The sequence below is a fragment of the Haloarcula sp. DT43 genome (assembly GCF_037078405.1).
In the GTDB taxonomy this organism is placed as follows: Archaea; Halobacteriota; Halobacteria; order Halobacteriales; family Haloarculaceae; genus Haloarcula; species Haloarcula brevis.
On record NZ_JAYMGZ010000003.1, the window covers coordinates 29587 to 52571 of the forward strand.

21 protein-coding genes are annotated in these 22985 nt (G+C 69.8%); 10 read left to right on the plus strand and 11 right to left on the minus strand.

Translation table 11 applies throughout. The features are described 5' to 3' along the window. The first annotated feature begins 46 nt into the window (after nt 1-46). From VI123_RS12035 to VI123_RS12060, 6 genes are all read left to right on the plus strand, one after another. Nucleotides 47-613, plus strand: a complete 567-nt coding sequence (locus VI123_RS12035; RefSeq protein ID WP_336338304.1) for an acyl-CoA thioesterase/BAAT N-terminal domain-containing protein — start codon at nt 47-49, stop codon at nt 611-613. Beyond that, entirely contained in the window at nt 520-1404 is an 885-nt protein-coding gene (locus VI123_RS12040) for an acyl-CoA thioester hydrolase/BAAT C-terminal domain-containing protein (protein WP_336338305.1), read from the plus strand. Before VI123_RS12035 ends, VI123_RS12040 begins: the two co-directional genes overlap by 94 nt. A 163-nt stretch (nt 1405-1567) precedes the next feature. After that, nucleotides 1568-2227: a hypothetical protein gene (locus VI123_RS12045; protein WP_336338306.1), complete on the plus strand. Its 660-nt coding sequence runs from the start codon at nt 1568-1570 to the stop codon at nt 2225-2227. A gap of 172 nt (nt 2228-2399) precedes the next feature. Beyond that, complete coding sequence (locus tag VI123_RS12050) at nt 2400-3335, plus strand: DUF1616 domain-containing protein (RefSeq protein WP_336338307.1); 936 nt, start codon at nt 2400-2402, stop codon at nt 3333-3335. A 176-nt stretch (nt 3336-3511) separates the two neighbouring features. Beyond that, entirely contained in the window at nt 3512-5242 is a 1731-nt protein-coding gene (locus VI123_RS12055; RefSeq protein WP_336338308.1) for a glycosyltransferase family 2 protein, read from the plus strand. 62 nt (nt 5243-5304) lie between these two features. Continuing rightward, nucleotides 5305-6021: a hypothetical protein gene (locus tag VI123_RS12060; RefSeq protein WP_336338309.1), complete on the plus strand. Its 717-nt coding sequence runs from the start codon at nt 5305-5307 to the stop codon at nt 6019-6021. On the opposite strand, the gene VI123_RS12065 is transcribed toward VI123_RS12060, so the two are convergent. After that, entirely contained in the window at nt 5947-6219 is a 273-nt protein-coding gene (locus VI123_RS12065; protein WP_336338310.1) for a hypothetical protein, read from the minus strand. The two genes, VI123_RS12060 and VI123_RS12065, sit on opposite strands and share 75 nt — an antisense overlap. An 85-nt stretch (nt 6220-6304) precedes the next feature. Between VI123_RS12065 and VI123_RS12070 the strand changes: the two genes are divergently transcribed. Together VI123_RS12070 and VI123_RS12075 are read left to right on the plus strand one after the other, a co-directional pair. Continuing rightward, the gene (locus VI123_RS12070) at nt 6305-6835 is read left to right on the plus strand and encodes a metal-dependent hydrolase (RefSeq protein ID WP_336338311.1); all 531 of its coding nucleotides are present in this window, start codon (nt 6305-6307) and stop codon (nt 6833-6835) included. Nucleotides 6836-6875: 40 nt separating this feature from the next. Then, nucleotides 6876-7790 (plus strand): NAD-dependent epimerase/dehydratase family protein, encoded by a 915-nt coding sequence (locus VI123_RS12075; RefSeq protein WP_336338312.1) that lies wholly within the window; start codon nt 6876-6878, stop codon nt 7788-7790. On the opposite strand, the gene VI123_RS12080 is transcribed toward VI123_RS12075, so the two are convergent. After that, nucleotides 7782-8243: a cupredoxin domain-containing protein gene (locus VI123_RS12080; protein ID WP_336338313.1), complete on the minus strand. Its 462-nt coding sequence runs from the start codon at nt 8241-8243 to the stop codon at nt 7782-7784. The two genes, VI123_RS12075 and VI123_RS12080, sit on opposite strands and share 9 nt — an antisense overlap. A 90-nt stretch (nt 8244-8333) precedes the next feature. Here VI123_RS12080 and VI123_RS12085 point away from each other — a divergent pair, with 90 nt between their 5' ends. Beyond that, entirely contained in the window at nt 8334-10286 is a 1953-nt protein-coding gene (locus tag VI123_RS12085) for a hypothetical protein (protein WP_336338314.1), read from the plus strand. On the opposite strand, the gene VI123_RS12090 is transcribed toward VI123_RS12085, so the two are convergent. Genes VI123_RS12090 through VI123_RS12105 form a run of 4 tightly spaced genes read right to left on the minus strand, consistent with a single transcriptional unit; the run spans nt 10259 to nt 14352 of the window. Next, a complete protein-coding gene (locus tag VI123_RS12090) occupies nt 10259-11029 on the minus strand; it encodes a glycosyltransferase family 2 protein (protein WP_336338315.1) in 771 nt (256 codons plus the stop codon). The genes VI123_RS12085 and VI123_RS12090 overlap by 28 nt on opposite strands. Next, on the minus strand, nt 11023-12219 hold the full coding sequence (locus VI123_RS12095; protein WP_336338316.1) for a glycosyltransferase family 4 protein: 1197 nt from the start codon (nt 12217-12219) through the stop codon (nt 11023-11025). Before VI123_RS12095 ends, VI123_RS12090 begins: the two co-directional genes overlap by 7 nt. Further along, the gene (locus tag VI123_RS12100) at nt 12216-13136 is read right to left on the minus strand and encodes a glycosyltransferase family 2 protein (RefSeq protein ID WP_336338317.1); all 921 of its coding nucleotides are present in this window, start codon (nt 13134-13136) and stop codon (nt 12216-12218) included. Before VI123_RS12100 ends, VI123_RS12095 begins: the two co-directional genes overlap by 4 nt. Further along, nucleotides 13129-14352, minus strand: coding sequence for a glycosyltransferase family 4 protein (locus tag VI123_RS12105; RefSeq protein ID WP_336338318.1), 1224 nt, complete (start codon nt 14350-14352; stop codon nt 13129-13131). The genes VI123_RS12100 and VI123_RS12105 overlap by 8 nt, the downstream gene beginning before the upstream one ends. 185 nt (nt 14353-14537) lie before the next feature. On the opposite strand from VI123_RS12105, the gene VI123_RS12110 reads away from it, so the two are divergent. Further along, complete coding sequence (locus VI123_RS12110; protein WP_336338319.1) at nt 14538-15557, plus strand: glycosyltransferase; 1020 nt, start codon at nt 14538-14540, stop codon at nt 15555-15557. Here VI123_RS12110 and VI123_RS12115 read toward each other — a convergent pair. The 5 genes from VI123_RS12115 to VI123_RS12135 form a co-directional block, all read right to left on the minus strand. Continuing rightward, entirely contained in the window at nt 15554-16690 is a 1137-nt protein-coding gene (locus VI123_RS12115; RefSeq protein ID WP_336338320.1) for a glucosamine inositolphosphorylceramide transferase family protein, read from the minus strand. The genes VI123_RS12110 and VI123_RS12115 overlap by 4 nt on opposite strands. Before the next feature lie 51 nt (nt 16691-16741). After that, on the minus strand, nt 16742-18070 hold the full coding sequence (locus VI123_RS12120; RefSeq protein ID WP_336338321.1) for a hypothetical protein: 1329 nt from the start codon (nt 18068-18070) through the stop codon (nt 16742-16744). Beyond that, nucleotides 18070-19848, minus strand: a complete 1779-nt coding sequence (locus tag VI123_RS12125; RefSeq protein WP_336338322.1) for a LamG domain-containing protein — start codon at nt 19846-19848, stop codon at nt 18070-18072. Before VI123_RS12125 ends, VI123_RS12120 begins: the two co-directional genes overlap by 1 nt. A gap of 93 nt (nt 19849-19941) precedes the next feature. Then, the gene (glmS, locus tag VI123_RS12130; protein ID WP_336338323.1) at nt 19942-21741 is read right to left on the minus strand and encodes a glutamine--fructose-6-phosphate transaminase (isomerizing); all 1800 of its coding nucleotides are present in this window, start codon (nt 21739-21741) and stop codon (nt 19942-19944) included. Between the two features lie 2 nt (nt 21742-21743). Then, nucleotides 21744-22904, minus strand: a complete 1161-nt coding sequence (locus VI123_RS12135) for a sugar phosphate nucleotidyltransferase (RefSeq protein WP_336338324.1) — start codon at nt 22902-22904, stop codon at nt 21744-21746. Nucleotides 22905-22985: the final 81 nt, after the last annotated feature.

Sequence of the window (22985 nt, forward strand, 5' to 3'; positions counted from 1 at the left end):
GCGGCACCGCACCTATGGGGTTGCGTCGAGAAGCGAGGTCCGAGACATGGCGTCCCAGCGAACGGTCCCGCGCCGCCGCTTCCTCCGACTGGCCGGACAGACCGGGTCGGTAGCCCTGACCGGGTGTTCCTCGTCTACGTCCCCAACCATCGAGATGCCGGCGAGCGCGCTGGTCGACGAGCCGATTCCCGTTGCAGTCACCGGCCTGGACCCGGAGCAGTCGGTGACGCTCCGGAGTCACACGCACGACAGGGGCGGTACCGCATGGGAGTCCAGTGCCGCCTTCGCCGCCGGGGCAGATGGTTCGGTGACGGTCGGCGCGCAGCGCCCGGACGAGAGCCGGTACTACGACCGAGACGACGGGATGGGGCTGTTCTGGTCGATGCGCCCGGTCGAGACCGGCCCGACCGCACCGCTCCCGCCCGGCGTCCTGTTCCAGCCACCGACTGAGGCCTTCGAGGTCACACTCACGGCCGAGAGCGGCGGACGGACGCTCCAGAGGCGACGACGACCCGGCGCATGTATGCACCGGACATCGGGAGTGCCCCGCTCCCCGACGGGCTGGTCGGTGCCGCCTTCCTCCCACCGGGGGACGACCCCGTTCCCGGCGTAATCCACCTGCACGGCCACGGCGGGGCCCCGTTCGTCGGCCTCGCACGCCTGCTGGCGTCCCGCGGGTTCGCGGCCCTCGCGCTCCAGTATTTCGGCGACCCGGACCCGTTATCGGACACGCTCCGGGCGGTCCCGGTCGAGTACGTCACCCGGGCGGTCGAGTGGCTCGGGAGCCACGAACGGGTCGTGGAGGGCGTCGGACTGTTCGGGTTCTCGCGGGGCGGGACGCTGGCCTTGCTCGCCGCGAGCCGAACCGACGCCGTCGGCGCAGTCGCCGGGTGGGCCACGAGCGGCGGCGTCTACGAGGGCTTCGGCCCGGACCGGACCCCGGCTGGGACCGCCGCGTGGTCGGTCGACGACCGACCGGTGTCGTTCCTGGAACTGGCGGACGCGGACCCGGGACCGCCGCCGGCCCCCGGACTACCGCTCTTCGAACCGCCGCTGGACGCCGCGCCGCGGGAGCGCCTTGCCGCGGCCACGGTCCCGGTCGAGGCCGCCGACGCGCCGATATACCTGGTCTCGGCCGCCGACGACCGGCGGTGGCCGTCTACCCGGCTGTCTGCCCGGGTCGTCGACCGCCTCGCCGGAGCCGGCTACTTACACCCCTACGCTCACGACGCCTTCGAGGACGCGGGCCACTACATGCGGCCCCCGTATCTCCCGACCGCTGGCACGACGCGGGACCGGACCGACGTTTACGGTGGAAGCCCGGCCGCGAACGCGCGTGCCAACGAGACTGCCTGGCGGCGGACGCGGGCGTTCCTGTCCAGGGCACTGCAGACGGCTCCGTGACGAACCCGGCGACCGCCGGAGCAAAGCGATACGAAGGCCCGTCTCGGTCCGAAAACTCACACTCGGGGCGGAGATGTCGAATTCGGAGGGACCGTTCCCGGGCACTCAAATCCGAGTTTGATCGTCCTGAAGCGGTTTACCGTCGGCGGCGGTACGCCGGTGTATGACGGTCTCCCGTCGTCGCCTCCTGCATGCGCTCGCCAGCAGCGGTACGATGCTCCCCTGGGCCGGGTGTCTCGCGCCCGATGGCACTCCCGCCACCGAAACACCGCCAGGGGAAGACGCGCAGTCAGAGTCCCCGTCGGCGTCTTCCGGGTGGGCCATCGACGTTCCGGAGACGCCGCCGGACGTGTCCTGTTCGGCCGTTTCCCGACCGACGGCCGAGTCGGTCGACCGCGAGGGCGCGCTCGAACCGCGTCCGTACCCCGGGCGACCGCCGTCGGAGCCAGCGGGCGAGGCCGGGGTGGCGTACGTCACCGCGTTCGAACGGGCGTACCGCCAGAACGACGAGATGCTGTCGAACACCGACCTGGCGACCGACGGCGGACGCGACAGCTACCTGACGCGGTTCGACATCACCGTCCGGGACTCGTGGGTCACCGCGGGGCCCGCCGGGTCGGCCGTCGTCCGCCTCCAGTACGTCGGCTCCGGGTCGGTCCATCCCGGTCTAGAGTTCGACTACGTCACCCAGTACGTCACCTACTACGTCGGTTCGGCGCGGGTCGTCCGGGCCAGGACGACGCGCCGCGACTTCGAGGGGGTCGATGCGCTGGACCCCGACCCCTGGACGGACGGGACCCCGGTGGCCTGTTTCGAGGGGTAGCCGATAGGCGGTCGGCGGTATCGAGCCAGACCGACCGGACAGCCCGTGGAAGTCGACGGCCACCGGGACGCCGTCGCTGTGGCTCACCGCGCCTGTCCACAGCCTCGCGGCCGCGACTCCCGAACGCGCCAGCATCCGCTTGCTTTTAGCTCTCTCGTCACGAGGGATGCCTATGGCCGCTGTCGAGAGAGATGACGGAGTCGTGCCGCGGGCGGACCTGCTCGCGGTCGTGGCGGGTGTCGCGGCGGTGCTGACTGTCGCGTTCACGCCGCTCGGCGAGTGGCGAACACTCGCCGTGGTGGTCGGTCTCCCGTTCGTTCTCCTGGGGCCCGGGTACGCGCTCGTCTCGGCTGTGTTCCCGCGGGCGGGCGACGCGGGGCCGGGTCCGGGCACGTCGTGGATAGCCCGGCTGGTGTTGAGCGCCGCCGGGAGCGTCGTGGTCATCGCCGTCGTGGGCGTCGCGCTCGACTTGACCGTCTGGGGGTTCCAGCGCGGCCCGGTCGTCGTCGCGCTCGCCGTGCTGACCCTGTCGGCGACGGCTATCGCCTGGTACCGTCGCAAGCAGGTCCCGGCCGACGTGCGGGCAGGAGCGACCGTCGCGACGGTCCGGGCGCGGACGCGTGCCGCCGTCGCGGGTGACGGGGCGCTCGGTGTCGTCATGACGGTGCTCGTGGTCGTCGTGGCGGCGGCCGGCGTCGCCGCGGTCGCCGCGGAGTCGTCGTCTCAGCCATCGGTGACGGAGTTTTACGTCCTCGGGCAGGACGAGTCCGGCGACCTGGTCGCGGGGAGCTACCCGACGGCCCTGACCGCCGGCGAGCCGGTGACGGTCGGTATCGGCGTCGGAACGACCCAGGCGGCGGGGTTCGACGGCACCGTCGCCGCGGCGCTCGAACGCGTGCGTGTCGACGGCGAGTCGGCCACCGTCACGGAGTCCCAGCCGCTCGGCTCCTTCGACGTGGCTGTCGCGCCCGGCGAGTCGACGGTCAGACGCCACACCGTTCGCCCCTCCATGGTCGGCGACCGGCTTCGGCTGACCTACCGGCTCTACGAACGGGGGTCGGAGTCGCCGTTCCGCCGCGTCCAACTCTGGGTCTCTGTCAGTCGATAGCGGTCACTCGGCGGTTTTCGAGATCGGGCTCGTAACGACCTCTTGACGTGTTGGTGTGGTATCCGATACCTATTTATCCGGTTTTATTCTACAATTGGTACGTAAACAGTGGGTGTGTGGTCCTAACATTGACACAAATAGACAAAAGCACGCGGAGGGGGCAGCAGACACCGTCGGTGTCACGAACCGTCGTGGAACTCGACGCCGACAGCCGGCTGGTCACGGTCGCCGTCGCGACGGACGGCACCGAACCGCTCCGCGTCTCGTTCAGACAGCCGGTACCGCCACACCACACGCTCCGGGTGGGAGACGACGGGTCCGTGGACGCCTACGCCGACGGCACGGTGACGGTGACCTACACGGCCGAGCCCGGCTCCGACGCGGAGTTTTGCTACCGTATCGACGGGCCGGTCGATTCGGCACTGTCCGAGCCGACGGCGGAGGTGTTGCAGGCGGCCGAGAGCGGACCGGCGTCGCCGACGGTGACGTGGGTCGACGCCGAGGGGACCACGACGCCGCTCTCGATGTCTGCCGACACGGTTACCGCACGCACGGACGGCGCGTTGCCGATGATAACCGGCCGGACGACGCCGGCGGCCGACCCGCTGGCCGGCGTGGCTATCGGCGTCATCCTCACGCCGACCAACGAGGACGCCGTGGTCCGGACCGTCCTCAGGGCCAGGCGGCGCGGCCACGCCGTCCTCGTCACGACGCAGGGCGTCGACGGCGACGCCGAGACGCTCGAAATACTCGAAACGCTGGGGGCCGTCGTCTCCGCGCCGCCCTCGAAGTGGGCCTCGCAGTTACAGCTCCACCGGGTGCTATCACAGACCGCCAGAGGGCAGGGTCTCCCGGGTATCGTCCTCCAGACCCGTGACTGCCCGCGCATCGACTACGAACGGACCGCGACAGCGGCCACGGACGCCGATTACGAGGTCATCGCCATTCCGGAGCTGTGGAACCAGTCGCCGACCAACCCCACGGTCGTCGTCGGCATCCCGGCGTACAACGCGGCGGACAGCATCGGCTCCGTCGTCGAGAGCGCGCTCCCCTACGCGCAGGAGGTCGTGGTCGTCGACGACGGGAGTCACGACGGGACGGCCGACCGCGCCCGGACGGCCGGTGCGACGGTCGTCGTCCACGACCGCAACCGTGGGTACGGCGGCGCGCTCAAGACGATATTCCGGGAGGGGGCTGAACGCGACGCCGCTCACCTCGTCGTCATCGACGCCGACGGGCAACACGACCCGGCGGACATTCCGGCCCTGGTCCAGGCACAGCAACGCGACGAGACGGACATCGTCATCGGCAGTCGCTACGTCGGCGAACGGGACACGAAAGTCCCGTTCGTCCGCTCGGTCGGGCTGGCGGTCATCAACAGCCTCACGAACGCCAGCCTCGGCAAGCTCCGCCCGAGCGGCTTCATCCACGATACACAGAGCGGCTACCGCGCGTACAGCCGCATGGCGACGCGCTCGCTCGCGGCGGACCCGATGATAGGGGACAACATGGGCGCGAGCACCGACATCCTCTATCACGCACACCGCAACCGGCTCAGCGTCGCCGAAGTCGGGACGACCATCTCCTACGACGTCGAAAACGGCAGCTCACAGGACTCGTTCTCCCACGGGATGGACCTCCTGCGGAACATCTTCTGGACTGTCGAGTACGGTCGGCCGCTGCTCATCTTGGGGCTCCCTGGGGCCGTCACGACGCTGGTCGGCGTCGCCGTAGCGATGTGGCTCCTCTCCGGGTACGTCGAGACCGGGACGCTGGCGACGGCCCCCCTCGCGGCGGCTATCCTGTTCGCGCTCGGCGGCCTGTTGCTCTGTGTCACGTCGCTGATGATGCACGTGCTGAACGGGCATCCGACGCTCAAGCGACTGCGCGGCGAGGGCAACAGCTAAATGCCGTCACCACAGGACTCCAGTACGATGACGGGCGCGCGCTGTTCAGTCGGTGGTCGGCCGTGAGCAGGACCGAGGTCGCCGCGGGCGGCCGCCTCCGGGACCGGGTCAGTCCCCGGGCGCCGGCCGCTGTCTTTGCGGCTCTGGGCCTCGTCCTCGTCGTGGCCGCCGTCGCCGTGCCCGCCGCCGAGACGCTGTTGCTCTCGTGGGGCGGGACGGCGCTGTTTCTCGCCGTGCTGTTGCGGTTCGTCTTCACCGGGCCGACGGTCCCGGCGGCCGTGACGACGGCCGTCTACACCACGATGGCCGACGACGCCCGTCGGCGCGCGCCCGACGCCCCACACCGGTACGTCCCCGGCGACGACGGCGTCTCGCTCGCCGTCGGCGGGGAGACGTTCGACCCTGTGGGCACGCGACTGCTGGCCGCCACGGAGACACCCGTCGGTGACGGACCGGCCGCGGAGCGGCTCGCGGTAGTGGTCGATGTCGTGATCAATGAACTGGAACTGGCCGGGCGTGCGAGCGCCACGACCGCAGCGGGCGAGGCGACGGTCACCGTCGTCGGGAGCCGCGTCGGGACGGCGGCACTGTTCGACCACCCCGTGGCTTCCGTCGTCGGCGTCGCGCTCGCGGACGCCCTCGAAACGGGGGTTCGCGTCGACACCAGTGTCGAGGACGGGGTGCTCGTGGTCTCCTGCCGGTGGTCACAGCGCGCCGAGGAACTTCTCGACGGTGCGGAGGCCGACGAAGACGGCGAAGACGGCCGCTCCGACCAGTAGCGGCCAGCGCAGACGGGTGCGCCACCCGACGGTGGCGTGGATCGGTGCGGTCAGGGCCGTCACGACGACGAGTCCGACGAAGGCGACGACGAAGGCTACTTCGACCGTGAGGCGGCCGGCGCTGGCAAGCAGCGCGATACCTGCGAGGGTCCACGCGGCCTGGTACAGCAGGAACTGTCGCTGGCGCGGGGTCGTCATTAGGCTCGCTACGGCACAGGGGGGTATAACCGCACCGACAGCCGGAGCAGCGGGTTCAAGGGCGTTCGCGCCGTCAGTACCGTAGATGTTTCCCTGGACTCACGCCGCCTTCGGCTACCTCCTCTTTCTCGCGGTCGTGTTCCTGCTCGGCCGACGGCTCTCGAAGGCCGAACTGCTGGCGGTGCTCGTCGGTACCCAGCTGGCGGACGTCATCGACAAGCCGCTGGCGTGGTGGTTCAACGCGATACCGTCGGGGCGGTCGCTGGCGCACTCGTTGCTGTTCGTGGTGCCCGTGAGCGCCGTCGTCGTCGCTGTCGCGTGGCACCGGCACCATCCCGAGGTCGGCCTCGCGTTCGCGTTTGGCTACCTGACCCACCTCCTCGGCGACACCTACGCGGCCCTCTACTACTGGCGGACCGGGGAGTTCACGTTCCTGCTGTGGCCGGTACTGCCGCCGTACCCCTACGGCGGTTTCGTCGGGTTCGCCGACTTCGCCGCCGACGTGGAGCTCACCGGGACGCTGGTGGGGCTGTTTCTCGCGGCCGTGGCCGTCGGCGGCGTCTTCCTCGTCCACTTCGCCCGTGCGCCGTGGTGGCAGGCATCTCGGACGCGGTGAGCACCAGCGGGTATTTGACGCGTCCGAGCGAGAGAGAGACATGGACCAGACTGTCGCCGGGCGGACGGTGCTCGTAACGGGCGGGGCGGGATTCGTCGGGAGCCACGTCGCCGACGCCCTCTGTCCCGACAACGAGGTGCGAATTCTCGACGACTTTTCGACCGGCGACCGGGCCAACTGCCCCGACGACGCGACGGTCGTCGAGGGGGACATCCGTGACGAGGCGGCGCTTTCGGCCGCCATCGACGGCGCCGACATCGTGTTCCACGAGGCAGCCCTCGTGAGCGTCGCCCGCTCCGTCGAGGACCCGACGGCGAGTCACAGCATCAACACCGAGGGGACGCTCGCGGTGCTGGAAGCCGCGCGGCGACAGGACGCCCGCGTGGTATTCGCGTCCAGCGCCGCCATCTACGGCGCGCCGGCGTCGACGCCGGTGGCCGAGACGGCCCCGAAGCGTCCGGCCTCGCCGTACGGGCTGGAGAAGCTCTCGGGGGACCACTACTGTCGCCTCTACGCCGACCTCTACGACCTCCCGACGGTCGCGCTGCGCTACTTCAACGTCTACGGCCCCCGCCAGTCCGGCGGCGACTACGCCGGCGCGATAACCGCCTTCACCGAACAGGCCCGGGCCGGCGGCCCGGTGACGGTCCACGGCGACGGCGACCAGACCCGCGACTTCGTCAACGTCGCGGACGTCGTGCAGGCGAACCTGCTCGCGGCCACCACCGACGCCACAGGGGAGGCGTTCAACGTCGGCACCGGCTCACAGACGACCATCCGCCGGGTGGCCGAGGTCATCCGCGACGAGGTGGCTCCGGACGCCGAACTGACCCACGTCGCCCCCCGCGACGGCGACATCCGCCACAGCGTGGCCGACATCGACAAAATCGTCGACCGGCTGGGGTACGAGCCGACCGTCACGCTGGCGGACGGCCTCCGGGCGTACCTAGCCTGACTCGACGACGACCGTCCCGACCATGCCCGACTCGTGCGGGATACAGAAGTAGGGGAACTCCCCGGCCGTCTCGAACGTGTGACTGTATGTTTCGTCGGTGCTGACGCTCCCCTGCGGGTAGGACTTCCGGGCGGCGGACTCGCTGTCGAACTCTCCCGACGCGAAGTACGCCGCCCCATCGGGCAGGTCCTCCTCGTAGGCCGTCACGCTGTGGGCGACGGCCCCGGTCGTCACCCAGTCGACGGTGTCGCCGACGCTGACCGTCAGCGTCTCCGGTTCGAAGTTGAGGCTGTCGGTCATCTCGACGGTGTGAGCGCTCGGTGTCCCGGTCTCCATCTCCGTCGGCGTCTCCGTCCCCCCTTCCGTCGCGTCCGAACTCGACCCGCCACACCCGGCCACGCCGCCGGTCAGCGCCACACCGCTCAGCCGTAGTACCGTCCGCCGATTACACATACCTGCTCCTTGGGTGCGAGACGGTTAAGCGTACACCTCGACTGCAACGCTTTTGGTCACACCCGCGAAACGGCTACCAACGAAACCCCGATGGTCGCTCTCACTCATGAACGGCGGACGCAGGCGCTTCCGTTCGCCGTCTGTCTGCTCCTCGGCGCGGGACTGCTGGCCGCGGACCGCCTCAGCCTGCTCCCCCGGCCGACGCTGTTGCGCGCCGGGTTCACCCTCGTCGGGGCCGCAGTGGCGCTTCTACTGTTCGTGCTGTCGCGGGGCGACCGCCCCGCCCGCTCGCGGCGGGTGCCGCCGAGTCTCGTGACGAAGGCCGTCCTGTTGCTCGCCGGCGGTGGCGTCGTCGCCACGGCGCTGGTGGGCTCACGGGTCCTGCCGTTCGCGGTCGTCCTCCCGCTGGGACTGGGCGTCGTTGCGCTCCAGCTTCGGGCCGACCCCGCTGCGCCGGCGATACTGACACAGCTCAGCGCGCTCTTTCTGGCCGGCCGGCTCGGGAAGTACCTCACGACCGGCTTCTACTTCGGCGGCACCGACACCTTCGCTCACGTCGCGGCGGTCGATACGCTCCTTCGGACGCGTTCCACGGCGGCGATTCCACACGGCTACGACCTCTATCCGGTGTTTCACTTCCTCGTCGGGACGGTGCGACACGCGACGGGGCTGCGGAGCTACGACGCGCTCGTCCTGGCTGGCATCGCGCTGTGTACGCTCGTCGTCCCGCTCTCGTACCTGCTGGGCTGGTCGGTGTTTGGCTCACAGCGGCTCGGACTGACGGCCGCGCTCTCGGTCACAGTCCTCGAATTCTTCTCCTATCACGCGCTGTACTTCTACCCGCAGGCGCTGGCGTGTCTCCTCGTCCTCGTCGGTATCTACGTCACCAGCCGGCTGCGCTACGCCGCCGACGAGCGGGGCTTTCGCCGACTCTCCGTCTTCGTCGTCGCGCTCGTCGCGACGATGGTCGTCACCCACCACCTGACGTACGTCCTGTTCGCGCTCGTCGCCGCCGCCGCCGTGCCGGTGGCCCTCGCCCGGCCGTATCTGTTCGACAGCCCGGTACCGGAGGTGCGGCGGTGGTTCCGGTACCGCTGGCTGTTCCCCGGCGTCGTGGGCGCGGTGCTCCTGCTCGTCTACTGGTCGTACTCCCCGAGCCTCATCACCGTCGGCATCGTCGAACTGAGCCTCGGCCTCCTGCTCGACGTGGCGACGGTGCCGCCACAGCAGTTGTACACGTACGGGACGGCGCTCCCGGTCGACAGCGTCGCCCGGGCCGTCGAGTGGCTGCTGACGCCGACCGGGCTGTACGCCGCCGGGCTGTGGGCGGTACTGTTGCTCGCGGGCTACGAGCTGCTCGACAGGCCCCGGGCGTACCAGCGGGGGTTCACGATGGCCGTCACCGGCCTCGGCCTGTCGGTACTGTTGCTCCCGCTTCCGGTTCCCGTCCCACAGCTAGAGCGGCTGCAGTTCGTCGTGACGCTGGTCGCTATCTTCCCGCTGGCTGTCGGCCTCCGACGCGTGCTGGCCGTCGACCGGCGGTACGCCGTCGCCGCCGTGGTGTTCGTCGCCGCGCTGGGCGGCGCGACGGCGTTTACCGTCCTCACGGCCGACGACGTAGCCGACATCTACATCGAGGAACCCCGCGAGCAGGTCTCGATGAGCGGCGACCAGTTCCGCGCCGTCCAGACGACGGCTGGGTTCGTCGGCGCGTACGGCGACGGACCGACGGCAACCGACCGCGTGACCAACCGCGCCTTCGAGACGGCCCGGTTCAACGCCACGGCCGAACTCGACGCCGCGCCGTCCGGTCTGGAGAGCGACGCGACGTACCTGGTCGCCCGCGAGCGCTGGACCTGGAACGTCGTCGCGCTGGGCCGTGGGCTCCGCGTCGGCGAGCAGGACACCTTCGCCGTCTCCAGGGCCCGGTTCTCCGTCGCGGACGCGACCCGGACCAAGGTGTACACCACGGACCACACGCGCGTCTACCGGAGCTCGGACGGTTTTGCCGGGCTCTACGGCGAGAACGGCACGAGCCTGTAACACAGGCTCCGGCACAGGTACGCCACCGAAAACGGGTGTGGCGAGATGCGGACCGCCCGCCCGAGGTAGGTCACGGCGCGGTCGTACTCCCCGGCCTCGTGACAGGCCAGGCCGAGGTCAGTGTACAGCTGAGTGTAGTAAATCGGGAGGTACGGCTGGGCCTCCGGGACGCGCTCGCTGACGAGGTAGCCGAAGCGCTTCGCGTGCCGGCGGTACTCGTCGACCGCCATCCCGGAGGCCGTCATGCTCTCCCCGTGGCGGCGGCGCTCGAAGAGGTCGGGACAGCAACAGACCCCGCCGTCGCTGGCCGCTTCCAAGACGTACAGCAGGTCCTCGCCGCGGTCCAGCCCGGTCTCGAAGCGGGTCCCGACCCGGTCGGTGTCGACGAGAATCGAGGAGGTCACCTCCGAGCGGTCCCCCACGAACACCTCGTAGACGAAGTCGTCGAGCGTGGTCTTCGGCCCCTCGACGCAGAGGCCAGCGCCCGTCTCCGCCATCCGGTCGAGCTGTCGCGCCAGTTTGTCCGGGGCCCAGAGGTCGTCGGCGTCGAGGAACGCAACGTACCGGGTGTCGGCCCGGTCTAACCCCGCGTTCCGGGCGTCGGCCGGGCCGGTGTCCACGTCGTCGACGACCAGCAGCTCCGTATCGACGGTCTGTGCCGCGACGGTCGCTTTGGCCTCTTCGAGCATCTCCGGCGGCGTGAACCGCTCGCTGTACGGAATGACCACGGACACGGTCACCATTCGGCCATCACCGCCTCGTGGATGTCCGTGACGCGGTCGGCGTGGGCGCTCCACGTCCAGTCCTGGTCGAGTAGCCGCCGATGGCCGGCGGTCCCCATCGCCCGCAGGCGCTCGGGGTCGTCGAACAGGCGGTCAAGCACCCCGGCCAACCGCGTCGGGTCCTTCGGCGGGACCAGCACGCCGGTCTCGCCGTCGACGACCATCTCGGGGATGCCACCCACCGACGAGGCGACGACCGGGGTCTTCGCCGCCATCGCCTCGTAGAGAACCGTCGGCCGTCCCTCGGTCCAGCTCGGGAGCACCAGCGCGTCGGCGGCGACCTGCCATCGCCTGAGCGCTACCGGGTCCAGCCGCCACATCGACCGCGCGGGGTGTGGGAGCTCCCCCAGTCGCTCCAGCAGCCACCACCGCAGGTCGCCCTCGTGGCCGACGGTGACGAGCATCACGTCGTCGCGTTCGAGCGCGCCGACCGCCTCCACCAGTTCCTTCACGCCCTTCTGTTCGGTGAACGCCCCGACGTACAGCAGGAGCTTCGTGTCGGGGTCGATGCCCAGTTCCCGGCGGATGGCGGCCCGACGGTCGGTCGGGAACTTCTCCGGGTCCTCCCCGATGGGGACCGTCCGTATCTTCTCCGCGGGCGCGAACCGCCGGGCGACTTCGGCCAGTTCGTCGCTGACGACCATGATTCGAGCGGCGTAGTCGATAGTCTCGCGGATGCGGGCCTGAGCCCCGTCGTTGAAACTGTCGAAGTTGTGCAGGTCGACCGCGTGGCTGTTGACCACCAGCGGCACGTCGTGCTCGCGGCAATACGGGAGAAGGCCGTACCCGTCGAGGTAGACGTCGGAGGTGTGGACCACGTCGTGTGGCGTCCCGAAGGTCCGCTCGACGTACCGGGGGATTCGCTTCTGGAGGGAGTCCCCCGACACGTGGTAGAAGTACTGTTTCGGCACCATGTACAGGAAGCGCGGGTAGTGGGCCACGTAGGTCCCCCAGCGCTCGGTCGCCGGCACCCGCGAGTACTCGGAGTGGGGGCCGACCGGCGGGGCGAACGGCGTCGGCACGACCACGTCGAGGTCGGCGTGGGTGCGGTTGATGGCGTCGAACGACCGGTGGTTGAACGGCGACCGGACCTGGAGCGGGTGGCTCTGGTGATGGATACAGCAGGCCAGCACGTCGTAGGGGTCGCTCATCGTTGCCCCCCGGCGAGGACTCTCAGCCCGAGCACCGACCAGAACGCCAGCCGAGCGAGGTTCTTCGGTCGGAGGACGGTCGCCACGTCGAGGTACGCGCCGGCCTCTCCGAAGCGACCCTCGGCGAGGAAGTGGCCGACCAGCCCCATCCGGTGGACCTGCCCGACCGGCACGCCCCGCGCTTCGAGGGCGGCGACGAGGGCGGCGTTCCGTTCGAGGTAGCGGCGGTCGTTCGCGGCGTAGGCCTCCGCGGGGGCGTCGCCGGTGAAGTGTGTCACGGCCAGCGGCTCGTCGACGTAGGCCAGTTTCCCCGCGGCGAGGACCCGCAGGACCAGGTCCCAGTCCTCGTAGATGGACAGCCCTTCGTCGAACCCGCCCGCCGACTCGACCGCCTCGCGCTCGACGAGCAGCGTCGACCCCGGCCCCATGAACACCTGCAACGACAGCAGCGCCTCGGCCAGTTCCCGGCCGCCCTCGCGTGGCGCGGCCGACCGAAAGAGCCGCTCGGAGACGACGGCGGCGAGCCGGCCGAGCGGGGAGAGGCCAGCGGCGGTCACGTCGCAGTACGCACCGACCCACTCCTCGCCCCGGCCGTCAAGGGACGCGAGCTGGCGCTCCAGTTTCCGGGGGAGCCACTCGTCGTCGGAGTCGAGGAAGGCGACGTACTCGCCGGCGGCCACCTCGACGCCGGTGTTGCGGGCGGCGCTGACACCGCGGTTCGTCCCGTGGGTGAGCACCCGGACCCGCTCGTCGTCGTACGCCTCGGCAACAGCCGCGGTGTCGTCGTCGCTGCCGTCGTCGACGACGACCACCTCGATGTCGCTGACGGTCTGGGCCAGCGCGCTGTCGACCGCCCGGCCCACCACGTCGCCGCGTTCGTACGCCGGAATCACGACGCTGACCCGTGGCTCAGGCATCGATGACCCTCCGGTGGACCGCAGCCAGCCGCTCGCCGTGGCGGGTCCACGTCCACTCGTTGTCCAGCAGGCGCTGTAGGCCCGCCGCACCCATCTCACGCAGTCGGTCGGGGTCGTCCAGCAGGTGGTCCAGCGCCTCGGTCAGCGCCGCGGCGTCGGCGGGCGGAACCAGCACGCCGGTCTCGCCGTCGACGACCATCTCGGGGATGCCGCCGACGTTCGAGGCCAGCACGGGCGTCTCGGCGGCCATCGCCTCGTAGATGACTGTCGGCCGCGCCTCGAAGTAGCTCGGGAGGACGAGGAGGTCCGCCGCCACCTGTAGCCGCCTGACGGCGACGGGGTCGAGCTCCCAGTAGGCGTGGGCGGGATGGCGCAGTTCGCCCAGTCGGTCGAGGAACCACCAGCGGAGCGCGCCGCCGTGGCCGACGGCCGCGACGCTCACGTCCGTCCGGTCTAAGCCCTCCAGGGCGGCCGCGAGCTCCCGGACGCCCTTCTCCTTCTCGAAGCGACCGACGTACAGCAGGAGCTTCGTGTCGGGGTCGATGCCCAGTTCCCGGCGGATGGCGGCCCGGCGGTCGGTCGGGAACTTCTCCGGGTCCTCCCCGATGGGGAGCGTCTCGACCTTGCTCGCGTCGGTGAAGGTGCGGGCGAGGTCGGCCAGTTCGTCGCTGACGGTCAGGACGGCCGACGCGTAGTCGATGGTCTCGCGGATGTGGGACTGGACGGTGTCGTTGAACCGGTCGAAGTTCTTGAGGTCCCCGGCGTGTGAGAGCGCGACCAGCGGGATGTCGTGGCGTCGACAGTACGTGAGCACGCCGTAGCCGTCGAGATAGAACCCACAGGTGTGGACCACGTCGTGTGGCGTCTCGAAAGTCCGCTCGACGTAGCGAGCCACGCGTTTCCGGACGGAGCGCCCGGAGTAGTGATAGAGGTAGCGTTTCGGCAGGGCGTAGAGGAACCGGGGGTAGTGGACCTCGTAGGACCCCCATCGCTCGGTCTTCGGGACGCGCCGGTACTCGGAGAAGGGGCCGACCGGCGGGGCGTAGGGCGTCGGCGACACTACGTCGAGGTCTACCCCGGTTCGGTTGAGCGCGTCGAACGAGCGCTGATTGAACGGCGTCCGAACGGGGAAGACGTGGCTCGGGTGTTCCGTCGCACACCCGAGGACGCGGTAGGACGGCTGGGAGTCGGATTGTGAGGTGGTTTCGTCTGACATGTGGTGGTCGTCGCTGGGCGACGGTCGAGTAGGTTCGTCCTACCGTACGCTGAGTCCGGTGTTATGCTTTCCGGGGCGGCGACCGCTGCTCGGTCCGACTGGCAGCGCTCTCGTCTGCGGTTGCCGGCCTGTGGATGGGCTAGCCTACCGACAGCGTTATTCACGGACATCGCGAGAGATAGGCCGTGACAGGACAGCAACGCGGCGACGCCGTCGACCCGCTGGTGTCGGTCGTCGTCGTCACCTACAACTCCGGGCGGACCGTCGGCGAGACGCTGGCGTCGCTGGTAGCTCAGACCTACCCCGACGACCGCTACGAGATACTCGTCGTCGACGGCGGCAGCGACGACGACACCGCGGCCGTGGCCGCCGAGTACGGCGCGGCCTTCCATACCGTCGACGGCGGGACAATCGGCGCGTGCCGGAACCGCGGCGTCGAGGTGGCCGCCGGCGAGTACGTCGCCTTCACCGACTCGGACTGTGCCGTCCCCGCGACGTGGCTCCGCGCCCACGTCGAGCGAATCGCGGACACGGACGACCACATCGCCGGCGTCGGCGGCCCGAACCGGCCGTTCCCGGACGACCCCGCTTTTGCGAAGTTGGTCGGGAGCCTCCAGGGGACGGTGTTCGGGTCGGGCGGGTCGCCGCAGTCACACGCCATCGACCGGGTGCGGGAGGTCCGGTCGGTCGCGTGCTGTAACGTCCTCTACGACGCGGCTGTGTTCGATGAGCACCGCTACGACGGGGAGATAAACGTCGGCGAGGACGCGGAGTTTCACTTCCGGCTGAGCGAGGCCGGCTACCGCTTCGTCTTCGACCCGTCGATTGCCGTCTCGCACCACCTCTCGCCGGACTTCGGGTCGTTCTGCAAGAAGGGGCGCTCGTACGGCTACGCCATGGCGCGCATCCAGCGCCGTCACCGGAAAGTCGTCCGGTGGTACTCCGCGCTCCCGTCCCTGGCGCTCGGCGGCGGCACGGCGGCGGCGCTGGCGGACCTGGCGCGCCGGAAGGCCCGATACCTCCCCCTGCTCGCCCTGGCCTACCTCCTGGTCAGCGGCTACGCGACGGCGCAGGTCTACCGTGACAGACGGAGCCCGCTGGCCCTGCTCGTCCCGGTCATGCTCGCGGCCCAGTACGGCTACTACGGCGTCGGCTTCCTCGAAGGCCTGACCGCGCCTGACCCCGTCCCGCAGGAACTCCCCTAGGCTCGGTAGATGCCGATGGCCCAGTGGTGTTCGCCGACGACCTGGTAGCCGAGGCCGAGGTTGCCGTCGACGGCGCAGTGCCAGCCCTCGCCGTCGAACCACGGGTCGACCTGGTGCATCGCGCCGGTGTTCCAGCCCAGCCCGCCGGGCGGGTCCACGACCGGCGAGTCGGCCCGTTCGCGGTCCCGGTACGTTTCGGGCGTGAGTTCGGTAATCTCGTAGGCGTGGATTCGCTCGCCGTAGCGGCCGGCACAGTCCTGATAGAACGCGAGGACATGGTCGGGAAAGACGAGCGGCCGGCCTCCCGGTCGGGCCGCCGTCGGCCGCCCGGCCACGACAGGGTTGTCGGCGTGTGGCGTCCAGTCGGGCGCTTCGAGTTCGTCGCTGTAGTACGCGTAGAGGTCGGTCCCGTCGCCGATGAGCGCCCACCACCGTCCCTCCCAGCGGAACGGGCTGAAGTCGTGTAGCGGGGTCGCCGGCTGGAGGAGGTCGGCGACCGGTTCCCACTCGTCCGGGAACGACCTGGCCCGGTAGAGCGTCACGCCCGCGGGCCCCAGCTCCTTCGCCCACCGGTCGGGGACCATGTAGTACTCCCCGTCCCATCGGAAGACGTAGGGGTACGAGAGGTGTTCGTCCGTCTCCAGGACGACGCGGTCGTAGGTCCACTCGTAGCCGTCGTCGCTCTCGGCGTGGCCGATTGCGGCCGTCGGCCGGCGGTTCTGCGTGTATATCTCGAAGAATATGTGCCAGTCCCCCGCATCGGTCACGAAGAGGAACGGGTCGGCGACGCAGTCCGCTCGGCCGAAGTCGGTCACGTCGGCGGCGGTGAGGACGGGATTGATGTCGCCGGCCGGGACGAACCGCTCGGGCGCTCGCTCGGCATTTACGGGATAGGACGGCACGGTCTCGCTCGCGTACCGGCCCCGGATGTCCACCGGGTCGGGCCGTCGCCGTCGCTCGGGCGTGCGCATGTGGAGGCGCTCGCCGGTGTGCCAGGCCGCGCGCTCGACGAGCGTCGACGAGGCGAGGCGTCGCCGGAGTCCGGCAACGAGCGGGTCGGTCCGGTGGCGGGCGTGCGCGAGGAGTCGGTCGTGCGACCGGTCGGCGCCGTCGGGCGACGTATCGTCTGTCATACTACCTCACTCCGGGGTGATGGTACTTAACGACCGACGGAACCGCCGAGGTCAGAAGCCGGTCCCGGCGGTGCCGAGCGCCCGGAAGCCACCGGTCGACCCCTCGGTGTGGGTGACGGTCACGTCGTCGGGGGACCCCTCGTACAGCGACGGTTCGTCGGGGTCGACCGGATGCGCGAGGTTGACGACGGTGTTGGTGATGTCCGCCGCCGCGCCCAGTTCGATGTAGGGTCCGAGCACCTTGCGGTTGGGACCCCGGCCGTTGTAGCTGTCGTAGCCCAGTTCGTAGACGTAGTCGGCCACGCCGGTGACGTGTTTGACCGTGTCGATGACGGCCGTGCCGTGGCCGCGCAGGCGGACGATAGCGGGCGGGTCGGTTGGGTTCGTCGTCGGCTCCCAGTGGACGTGTCCGAACTCGATGAGGCTGTCCCACGTCTGGTCGATGGCCACGCCCGCCGACCCGCCCATCGTGAGCGAGTCGACGGTCTGGGTGCCGCCGCGGGTGAAAAACACCGTCGTGTTCCGCCCGCTGACGGTGGCGGTGGGGTAGGCCGCGATAGTCCCGAACCAGTTCGCCGGTCCGTACCACGAGCGGAACTCGAACAGGCCGTCCTGGTCGCCGGCGTCGCACTCGTAGACGGTCAGCTGGTCGTGGCGACACTGGAAGGGCCCGACGCCCTCGTCGACGCGGTAGACGGAGTTGTTCCAGCCCCAGAGGACGAGGCGACCGACGAAGAGGTCCTGGGTATCCCGGTTGGCGTGGTGGATGGCGACCCCCGTTGGCTCGCTGCCCGCCGGTCCGTTCAACGCGAAGCCGTCGAGCTTGACCCGGCTCACGCCCGAGTCGCGGTCGAACAGGATGCCGTCGGCGCTCCGGTCGGTGATGGCGACCTTCGAGAGCTCGACCCCGAGACCGACTATCTGCGTCTCCTCGTAGGGACGAATCGGCCCCGTCTCCTCGATGACGCCCGCGGGGAGTCGGACCTCGCCGCCGCCCGCGGCGTCGACGATGTCCAGCGCGTCCTGGACCGGCGTCGCCGTCGTCGTCGGGTCCACGGAGCGCGGGGCGGAGTTGTTCCGTCCCAGCGCGACGACGTATCCCTCGAGGATGAGCGAGGTGACGCTCGTCGCGTCGCCCGAGCCACTACTGCCAGGGCCGATGGTCCCCAGTTGTGTCCACGAACCGCCGTCGCCGAGATAGACGTTACCGGTGTCGGTCGCGAGGAACTTCGCGCCGGCCTTGGCGACGTAGTTCGACCGATTGGCGTCGGCGTCGCGGACTTCCACGTCCGTGTCGATGCGTTCGAAGTTGCGGTTCAGCGGCTGGTCCCAGTCCAGTGACCCGGACGGGGGAGTTTCGTATTGGTGGTTGTCTGTCATCAGTTGCTCCCGGCGACGATACCGCCGTAACCGTGGCTCCCGTAGCCACTCTCGCCGAACTCGTCGTTCGGGATGGGCGTCGCAGTCGGTGTGTCGCTCGGCGTCTCTCCGTCGGTCCCGGCCCCGTCGACTACCGCGGCGACCTGGGCGGCCGTGAGGGCCGTGTCGTACACGCGGACGTCGTCGACGGACCCGTCTAGGTCGTATACGGTGGTGTACCCGTTGTCGCCGTACCCGACGTACAGCGACCGGGTGCTGTGAACTATCTCGCCCGCTTGAGAGATGTCGCGGTCGCGTTCCTCGCCGTCGAGGTATAGCACGAACGCCTCGCCGTCCCACGTGCAGCACACGTGGTGCCACGCCCCGTCGTGGGTGTCGACGCTGGGATTGACGGTGGCTCGCCCGCTCTCGACGGCGAGATGGGCCCGAATGCGGCTCGGGCTCTGGACGTCGACGGCGTAGCCCTCGTCGCCGAAGCGGGCGTCGGCCTTCTGGAGGACGGTCTGTTCGGTCCCACCGCTCGTCGTGCGGTACCACCCGCCAAACGAGAGCGCCGTCGCCGGCCTGAGGGTGCCAGCATCGGGGACTTCGACGTAGTCGTCCGCCGTCGGCCCGAAAGCGATGCCCGACGTGTCGAAGACGCCATCCGCCGCAAGCGTCGGCGACCCGCGCACGAACCCGTCGTTCGACCCGGCGCTGTCGGCCACCGTCGTCCCGCCCGTTTCTGTGAACTGCCAGCGGGCCACCGGCGCTGGCTGCGACGAGGGGGACGTCGGTGTGGGCGTCGGCGTAGATGACGGTGTCTCGGTCGGTGTTGGCGTCGGCGTTGGTATCGGTGTGGGTGTTTCGGTGGGCGTCGGCGTTGGGGTCGGCGTCGGCGTGTCAGTGACCGTCGGCGTCTCGGTTTCCGTCTGCGTCCCGACTCCCTCGTAGAGTGCGGCCACCTCGTCGCTACCGAGAGCGCGGTCGTACACGCGAGCGTCGTCGACGGCACCGTTCATGGCGTAGGTGCTGGCGTACCCGTTGTCGCCGTACCCGACGTACAGCGGTCGGTCGCTGTGGACGACAGCGCCGGACTGTGCGGTGTCGCGGTCGCGTTCCTCGCCGTCGAGGTACAGCACGAACGCCTCGCCGTCCCACGTACAGCACACGTGGTGCCACGCCCCGTCGTGTGTCGCCACGCCGAAGGGATTGACCGTCGCCCGCCCGCTCTCGACGCCCACGTGTGCGCGCAGGCTGTTCGGCGTCTGCACATCGACGGCATAACCTTCGTCGCCGTAGCGGGCGTCGGCCTTCTGGAGGACGGTCTGTTCGGCCCCACCGCTCGTCGTGCGGTACCACCCGGCGAAACTGAGTTCGGCCGGTGCGAGGACGCTCGCGGGCGCGACCTCGACGTAGTCGTCCGCGGTCGGGCCGAACGCGACCGCCGTCGAACCGTGAACGCCGGGCACGCCCAGTTCCGGGTTCCCGCGGACGACGCCGTCGTTGCCGCCCGCCACGTCAGCGACCGTTCCACCGCTCCCGTCGAGTGGCCAGTGGCCCACGAGCCCGTCGCTGGGGCCGACGACCGACAGGGGATTCGCGCCTGTCAGCCCTGGCGGAACGGCGCTGGACGCCCGCCACGGGACCCCACCGTAGCCGAGTTCGGCGACTTCGATATCGCTGCGCCCCAGACACCCGGCCGTCGAGACGGCACCGACTGTGGCGATGCCGGTCAGTTTGAGCAGTTCGCGGCGCGTGATGTCGGCGTCGTCTCCCGGTGGTGGGTCAGTTTCCATTTGATAAGTACTTGGCTACCAGCAACGATATCCCTTACTGCTACTGTCGTCCGACCGTCAGTTGCTGGCGGGGGAGTTCACGACCCGTGGGCGCTACTCCACTGTGACGCTTTTCGCCAGGTTCCGCGGCCTGTCGATAGCGCGGCCCTTGTCGTCGGCGACGTGGTAAGCGAACAACTGGAGGTAGACGTTCGCCACGAGGGGCTCCAGCAGCCCGAGTTCCGGCACCTCGAAGCCCACCTCGTAGTCGCCGTCCTGGCCGGCCCCGGTGAGGGCGATGACCGGAGCGCCGCGGGACTGGACCTCCTTGACGTTGTTCCGGGTCTCCTCTGGCCGAGTCCCGTCGGTCAGTATCGCGAGTACCGGCGTCCCCTCGGTGACGAGCGCCAGCGGGCCGTGTTTGAGTTCGCCCGCCGGGAAGCCCTCGGCGTGGTCGTAGGATATCTCCTTGAGTTTCAGCGCCCCCTCTAGTGCGACGGGGTTGCCGAACCGGCGGCCGATGAAGAAGAACGCCTCGCCGGCGGCGTAGGCGACGGCGACCTCTTCGATGGCGTCGTCGCGGTCGAGAGCACCCTGTACGGCCCCCGGGAGGTCCTGGAGGTGCTCAACCAGTTCCCTGCCGACGGTCGCGTCGAGTTCGCTGCGCCGCTCTGCGACGGTCAGCGCGAACAGCGCGAGGACGACGACCTGTGAGGCGAACGTCTTGGTCGCCGCCACGCCTATCTCCGGCCCGGCACGGATGTACACCACGTCGTCACACTCGCGTGCCATCGTACTCCCCACGGTGTTGGTCACGCCGAGGGTCCGAATCCCCGAGCGGCTGGCCGTCCGGAGGGCACGCAGGGTATCGGCCGTCTCCCCACTCTGGCTGACACCGACCACCAGGGTCCGTTCGGGGTCGCGGCCGCTCCCGACGTCGTACTCGCTGGCGAACTCGACGGTCGCGCGAACGTCCGCCAGCTCTTCGAGCAGCTGTTTCCCGTACATGCAGGCGTGATACGACGTCCCGCACGCGACGAACTGCACCTCGTCGATGCCCGCGAGGAAGTCGTCGGACAGCGAGAGGTCGTCCAGTTCGACGCGGCCCTCGATGGGGTCGATACGGCCGGCGATAGCCTGCCGGAGAGCGGTCGGCTGCTCGTGTATCTCCTTGAGCATGTAGTGGTCGTACCCGCCCTTCTCGGCGGCGTCGGCGTCCCACTCGACGGTGGTCACGGCCCGGTCGACGAGCGCGCCGTCCTGGTGGACCGTGACGCCATCCCGGGTCAGGTGTGCCACGTCGCCGTCTTCGAGGTACGACACGGAGCGCGTGTGTTCGAGCAGTGGCGTCACGTCGCTGGCGATGAAGTTCCCGTCGGCTCCGTGGCCGACGACGAGCGGGCTGTTGCGCCGTGCGGCGACGATGCCGTCGTAGCCGGCCGCGACGACGCCGAGGGCGTAGCTCCCCTCGATGCGGTCGACGACGGCCGCGACCGCCGCCCGGAGGTCCACGCCGGCTTCGAGTTCCGCCTCGACGAGGTGGGCGACGACTTCCGTGTCGGTCTCGCTGCGGAAGCGGTGGTCGGGGAGCGTCTCGCGCAGCTCGTCGTAGTTGGCGATGATGCCGTTGTGGACGACGGCGACCCGCCCCGAGCAGTCGGTGTGCGGGTGGGCGTTCGCGTCGGTCGGCTTCCCGTGCGTACTCCACCGCGTGTGGCCGATGCCACAGGTCTGTGGCGTCTCCACCGGCAAGTCGAGGTCTCCAACGGTCCCGGCTTGCTTGAACACTGATAGCTCCTCGTCGGCGAGCGCGATACCCGCCGAGTCGTAGCCGCGATACTCCAGTCGTTGCAGTCCGGCCACGAGCCGCGGCCGGGCCTCCGAGTCGCCGATGTATCCGATTATCCCACACATGATTACCCTCTCCGCACTGTTTCGCCCGACGCGATACGTCCCCGCAGGACGGTCCCGCTGTCGGCTAGCACTTCCCGCCCGATTACCGTCCCAGGCGTCACGGTCACGTTCCCCCGGAGCGTCGTCCGGTCGGCGACGACCCCACCCAGCCCGACCTCGCGGTGGACCGCGTCGCCGACGACGACGGTCGCCGGTCCGCCCTCGACGGTCACGTTCGGGCCGAGAGACGCCGCTTCCCCGACGATGCAGTCGTGGACGACCGCCCCGTCGCCGATACGAGCGCCGGGCATCACGATGCAGTTCGAGAGCACCGCGTTCGCGCCGATGCGGACGTTTTCGCCCAGCGAGGTCCCCGAGAACACCGTCGCGTTCGGCCCGACTGACACGCTCCCGTCGAGCGCGACGCCGTCGGACACCGCGGCCGTGTCGTCGACGCCGCGGGGGTCGGTGTCGTCGGCCCGGCCGTGGACGAGCGCGGCGTTCGTCGCCAGCAGGTCCCACGGGTACGTGAGGTCCTGCCAGGAGCCGCGGTGCAGCACTGCCGAGAGACTCCCGCGGTCGGCGAGCCGCTGGAGGGCCGTCGCCATCCCGAAGTCGCCGTCCGTCGTCTCGTGCATGTCCCGAATCACGTCGAACACGCGCTCGTCGAAGACGTAGGCACCGCCGTTGACCAGGAACGGCGGGTCGTCGGTCGGCGTCCGCGAGACGGACTCTACGGTCTCCCCGGCGACCTCCACCGCGCCGTACTCGGTCGGGCGGTCCGACCGAACGGCCGCGATGGTGGGCGTCGCGGTTTCGTCCCAGCGGTCGAGCAGGCGCTCCAGTAGCGCCGCGTCGACTATCTGGTCGCCGTGCAGGACGAAGAAGTGGCCCTCGACTGCCGACTCGACCTGCGAGAGTGCGTGTGCCGCACCCAACTGGTGTGGCTGGACGACGTACCGGATGTCGACGCTCCACTCGTCGCCGTCGCCGAAGTGCGTCTGGATGCGTTCGCGTTCGTGGCCGACGACGAGCACTACCTCGTCGACGCCGGCGGCGATTGCCGCTTCGAGGACGCTCTCTAGAATCGGTTTGTTGCCCACCGGAACCATCGGCTTCGGTCGCCCCTCGGTCAGGGGACCGAGTCGCTGCCCCTGCCCGGCTGCCAAGACGACCGCCTTCATCTACCCACCGAGCGAGAATGCATACCTTACCAATCTCCTGCAGGCTTAATATACGTTTCTCAGCGGGCCTATGTTGCGGTA

What these genes read in the sequence shown, in the direction of transcription:
- VI123_RS12035 (WP_336338304.1), top strand. Translation starts at nt 47, where the DNA reads ATGGCGTCCCAGCGAACGGTCCCGCGCCGCCGCTTCCTCCGACTGGCC.
- VI123_RS12040 (WP_336338305.1), top strand. Translation starts at nt 520, where the DNA reads ATGTATGCACCGGACATCGGGAGTGCCCCGCTCCCCGACGGGCTGGTC.
- VI123_RS12045 (WP_336338306.1), top strand. Translation starts at nt 1,568, where the DNA reads ATGACGGTCTCCCGTCGTCGCCTCCTGCATGCGCTCGCCAGCAGCGGT.
- VI123_RS12050 (WP_336338307.1), top strand. Translation starts at nt 2,400, where the DNA reads ATGGCCGCTGTCGAGAGAGATGACGGAGTCGTGCCGCGGGCGGACCTG.
- VI123_RS12065 (WP_336338310.1), bottom strand. Translation starts at nt 6,219, where the DNA reads ATGACGACCCCGCGCCAGCGACAGTTCCTGCTGTACCAGGCCGCGTGG.
- VI123_RS12070 (WP_336338311.1), top strand. Translation starts at nt 6,305, where the DNA reads ATGTTTCCCTGGACTCACGCCGCCTTCGGCTACCTCCTCTTTCTCGCG.
- VI123_RS12075 (WP_336338312.1), top strand. Translation starts at nt 6,876, where the DNA reads ATGGACCAGACTGTCGCCGGGCGGACGGTGCTCGTAACGGGCGGGGCG.
- VI123_RS12080 (WP_336338313.1), bottom strand. Translation starts at nt 8,243, where the DNA reads ATGTGTAATCGGCGGACGGTACTACGGCTGAGCGGTGTGGCGCTGACC.
- VI123_RS12085 (WP_336338314.1), top strand. Translation starts at nt 8,334, where the DNA reads ATGGTCGCTCTCACTCATGAACGGCGGACGCAGGCGCTTCCGTTCGCC.
- VI123_RS12090 (WP_336338315.1), bottom strand. Translation starts at nt 11,029, where the DNA reads ATGGTGACCGTGTCCGTGGTCATTCCGTACAGCGAGCGGTTCACGCCG.
- VI123_RS12095 (WP_336338316.1), bottom strand. Translation starts at nt 12,219, where the DNA reads ATGAGCGACCCCTACGACGTGCTGGCCTGCTGTATCCATCACCAGAGC.
- VI123_RS12100 (WP_336338317.1), bottom strand. Translation starts at nt 13,136, where the DNA reads ATGCCTGAGCCACGGGTCAGCGTCGTGATTCCGGCGTACGAACGCGGC.
- VI123_RS12105 (WP_336338318.1), bottom strand. Translation starts at nt 14,352, where the DNA reads ATGTCAGACGAAACCACCTCACAATCCGACTCCCAGCCGTCCTACCGC.
- VI123_RS12115 (WP_336338320.1), bottom strand. Translation starts at nt 16,690, where the DNA reads ATGACAGACGATACGTCGCCCGACGGCGCCGACCGGTCGCACGACCGA.
- VI123_RS12120 (WP_336338321.1), bottom strand. Translation starts at nt 18,070, where the DNA reads ATGACAGACAACCACCAATACGAAACTCCCCCGTCCGGGTCACTGGAC.
- VI123_RS12125 (WP_336338322.1), bottom strand. Translation starts at nt 19,848, where the DNA reads ATGGAAACTGACCCACCACCGGGAGACGACGCCGACATCACGCGCCGC.
- glmS (WP_336338323.1), bottom strand. Translation starts at nt 21,741, where the DNA reads ATGTGTGGGATAATCGGATACATCGGCGACTCGGAGGCCCGGCCGCGG.
- VI123_RS12135 (WP_336338324.1), bottom strand. Translation starts at nt 22,904, where the DNA reads ATGAAGGCGGTCGTCTTGGCAGCCGGGCAGGGGCAGCGACTCGGTCCC.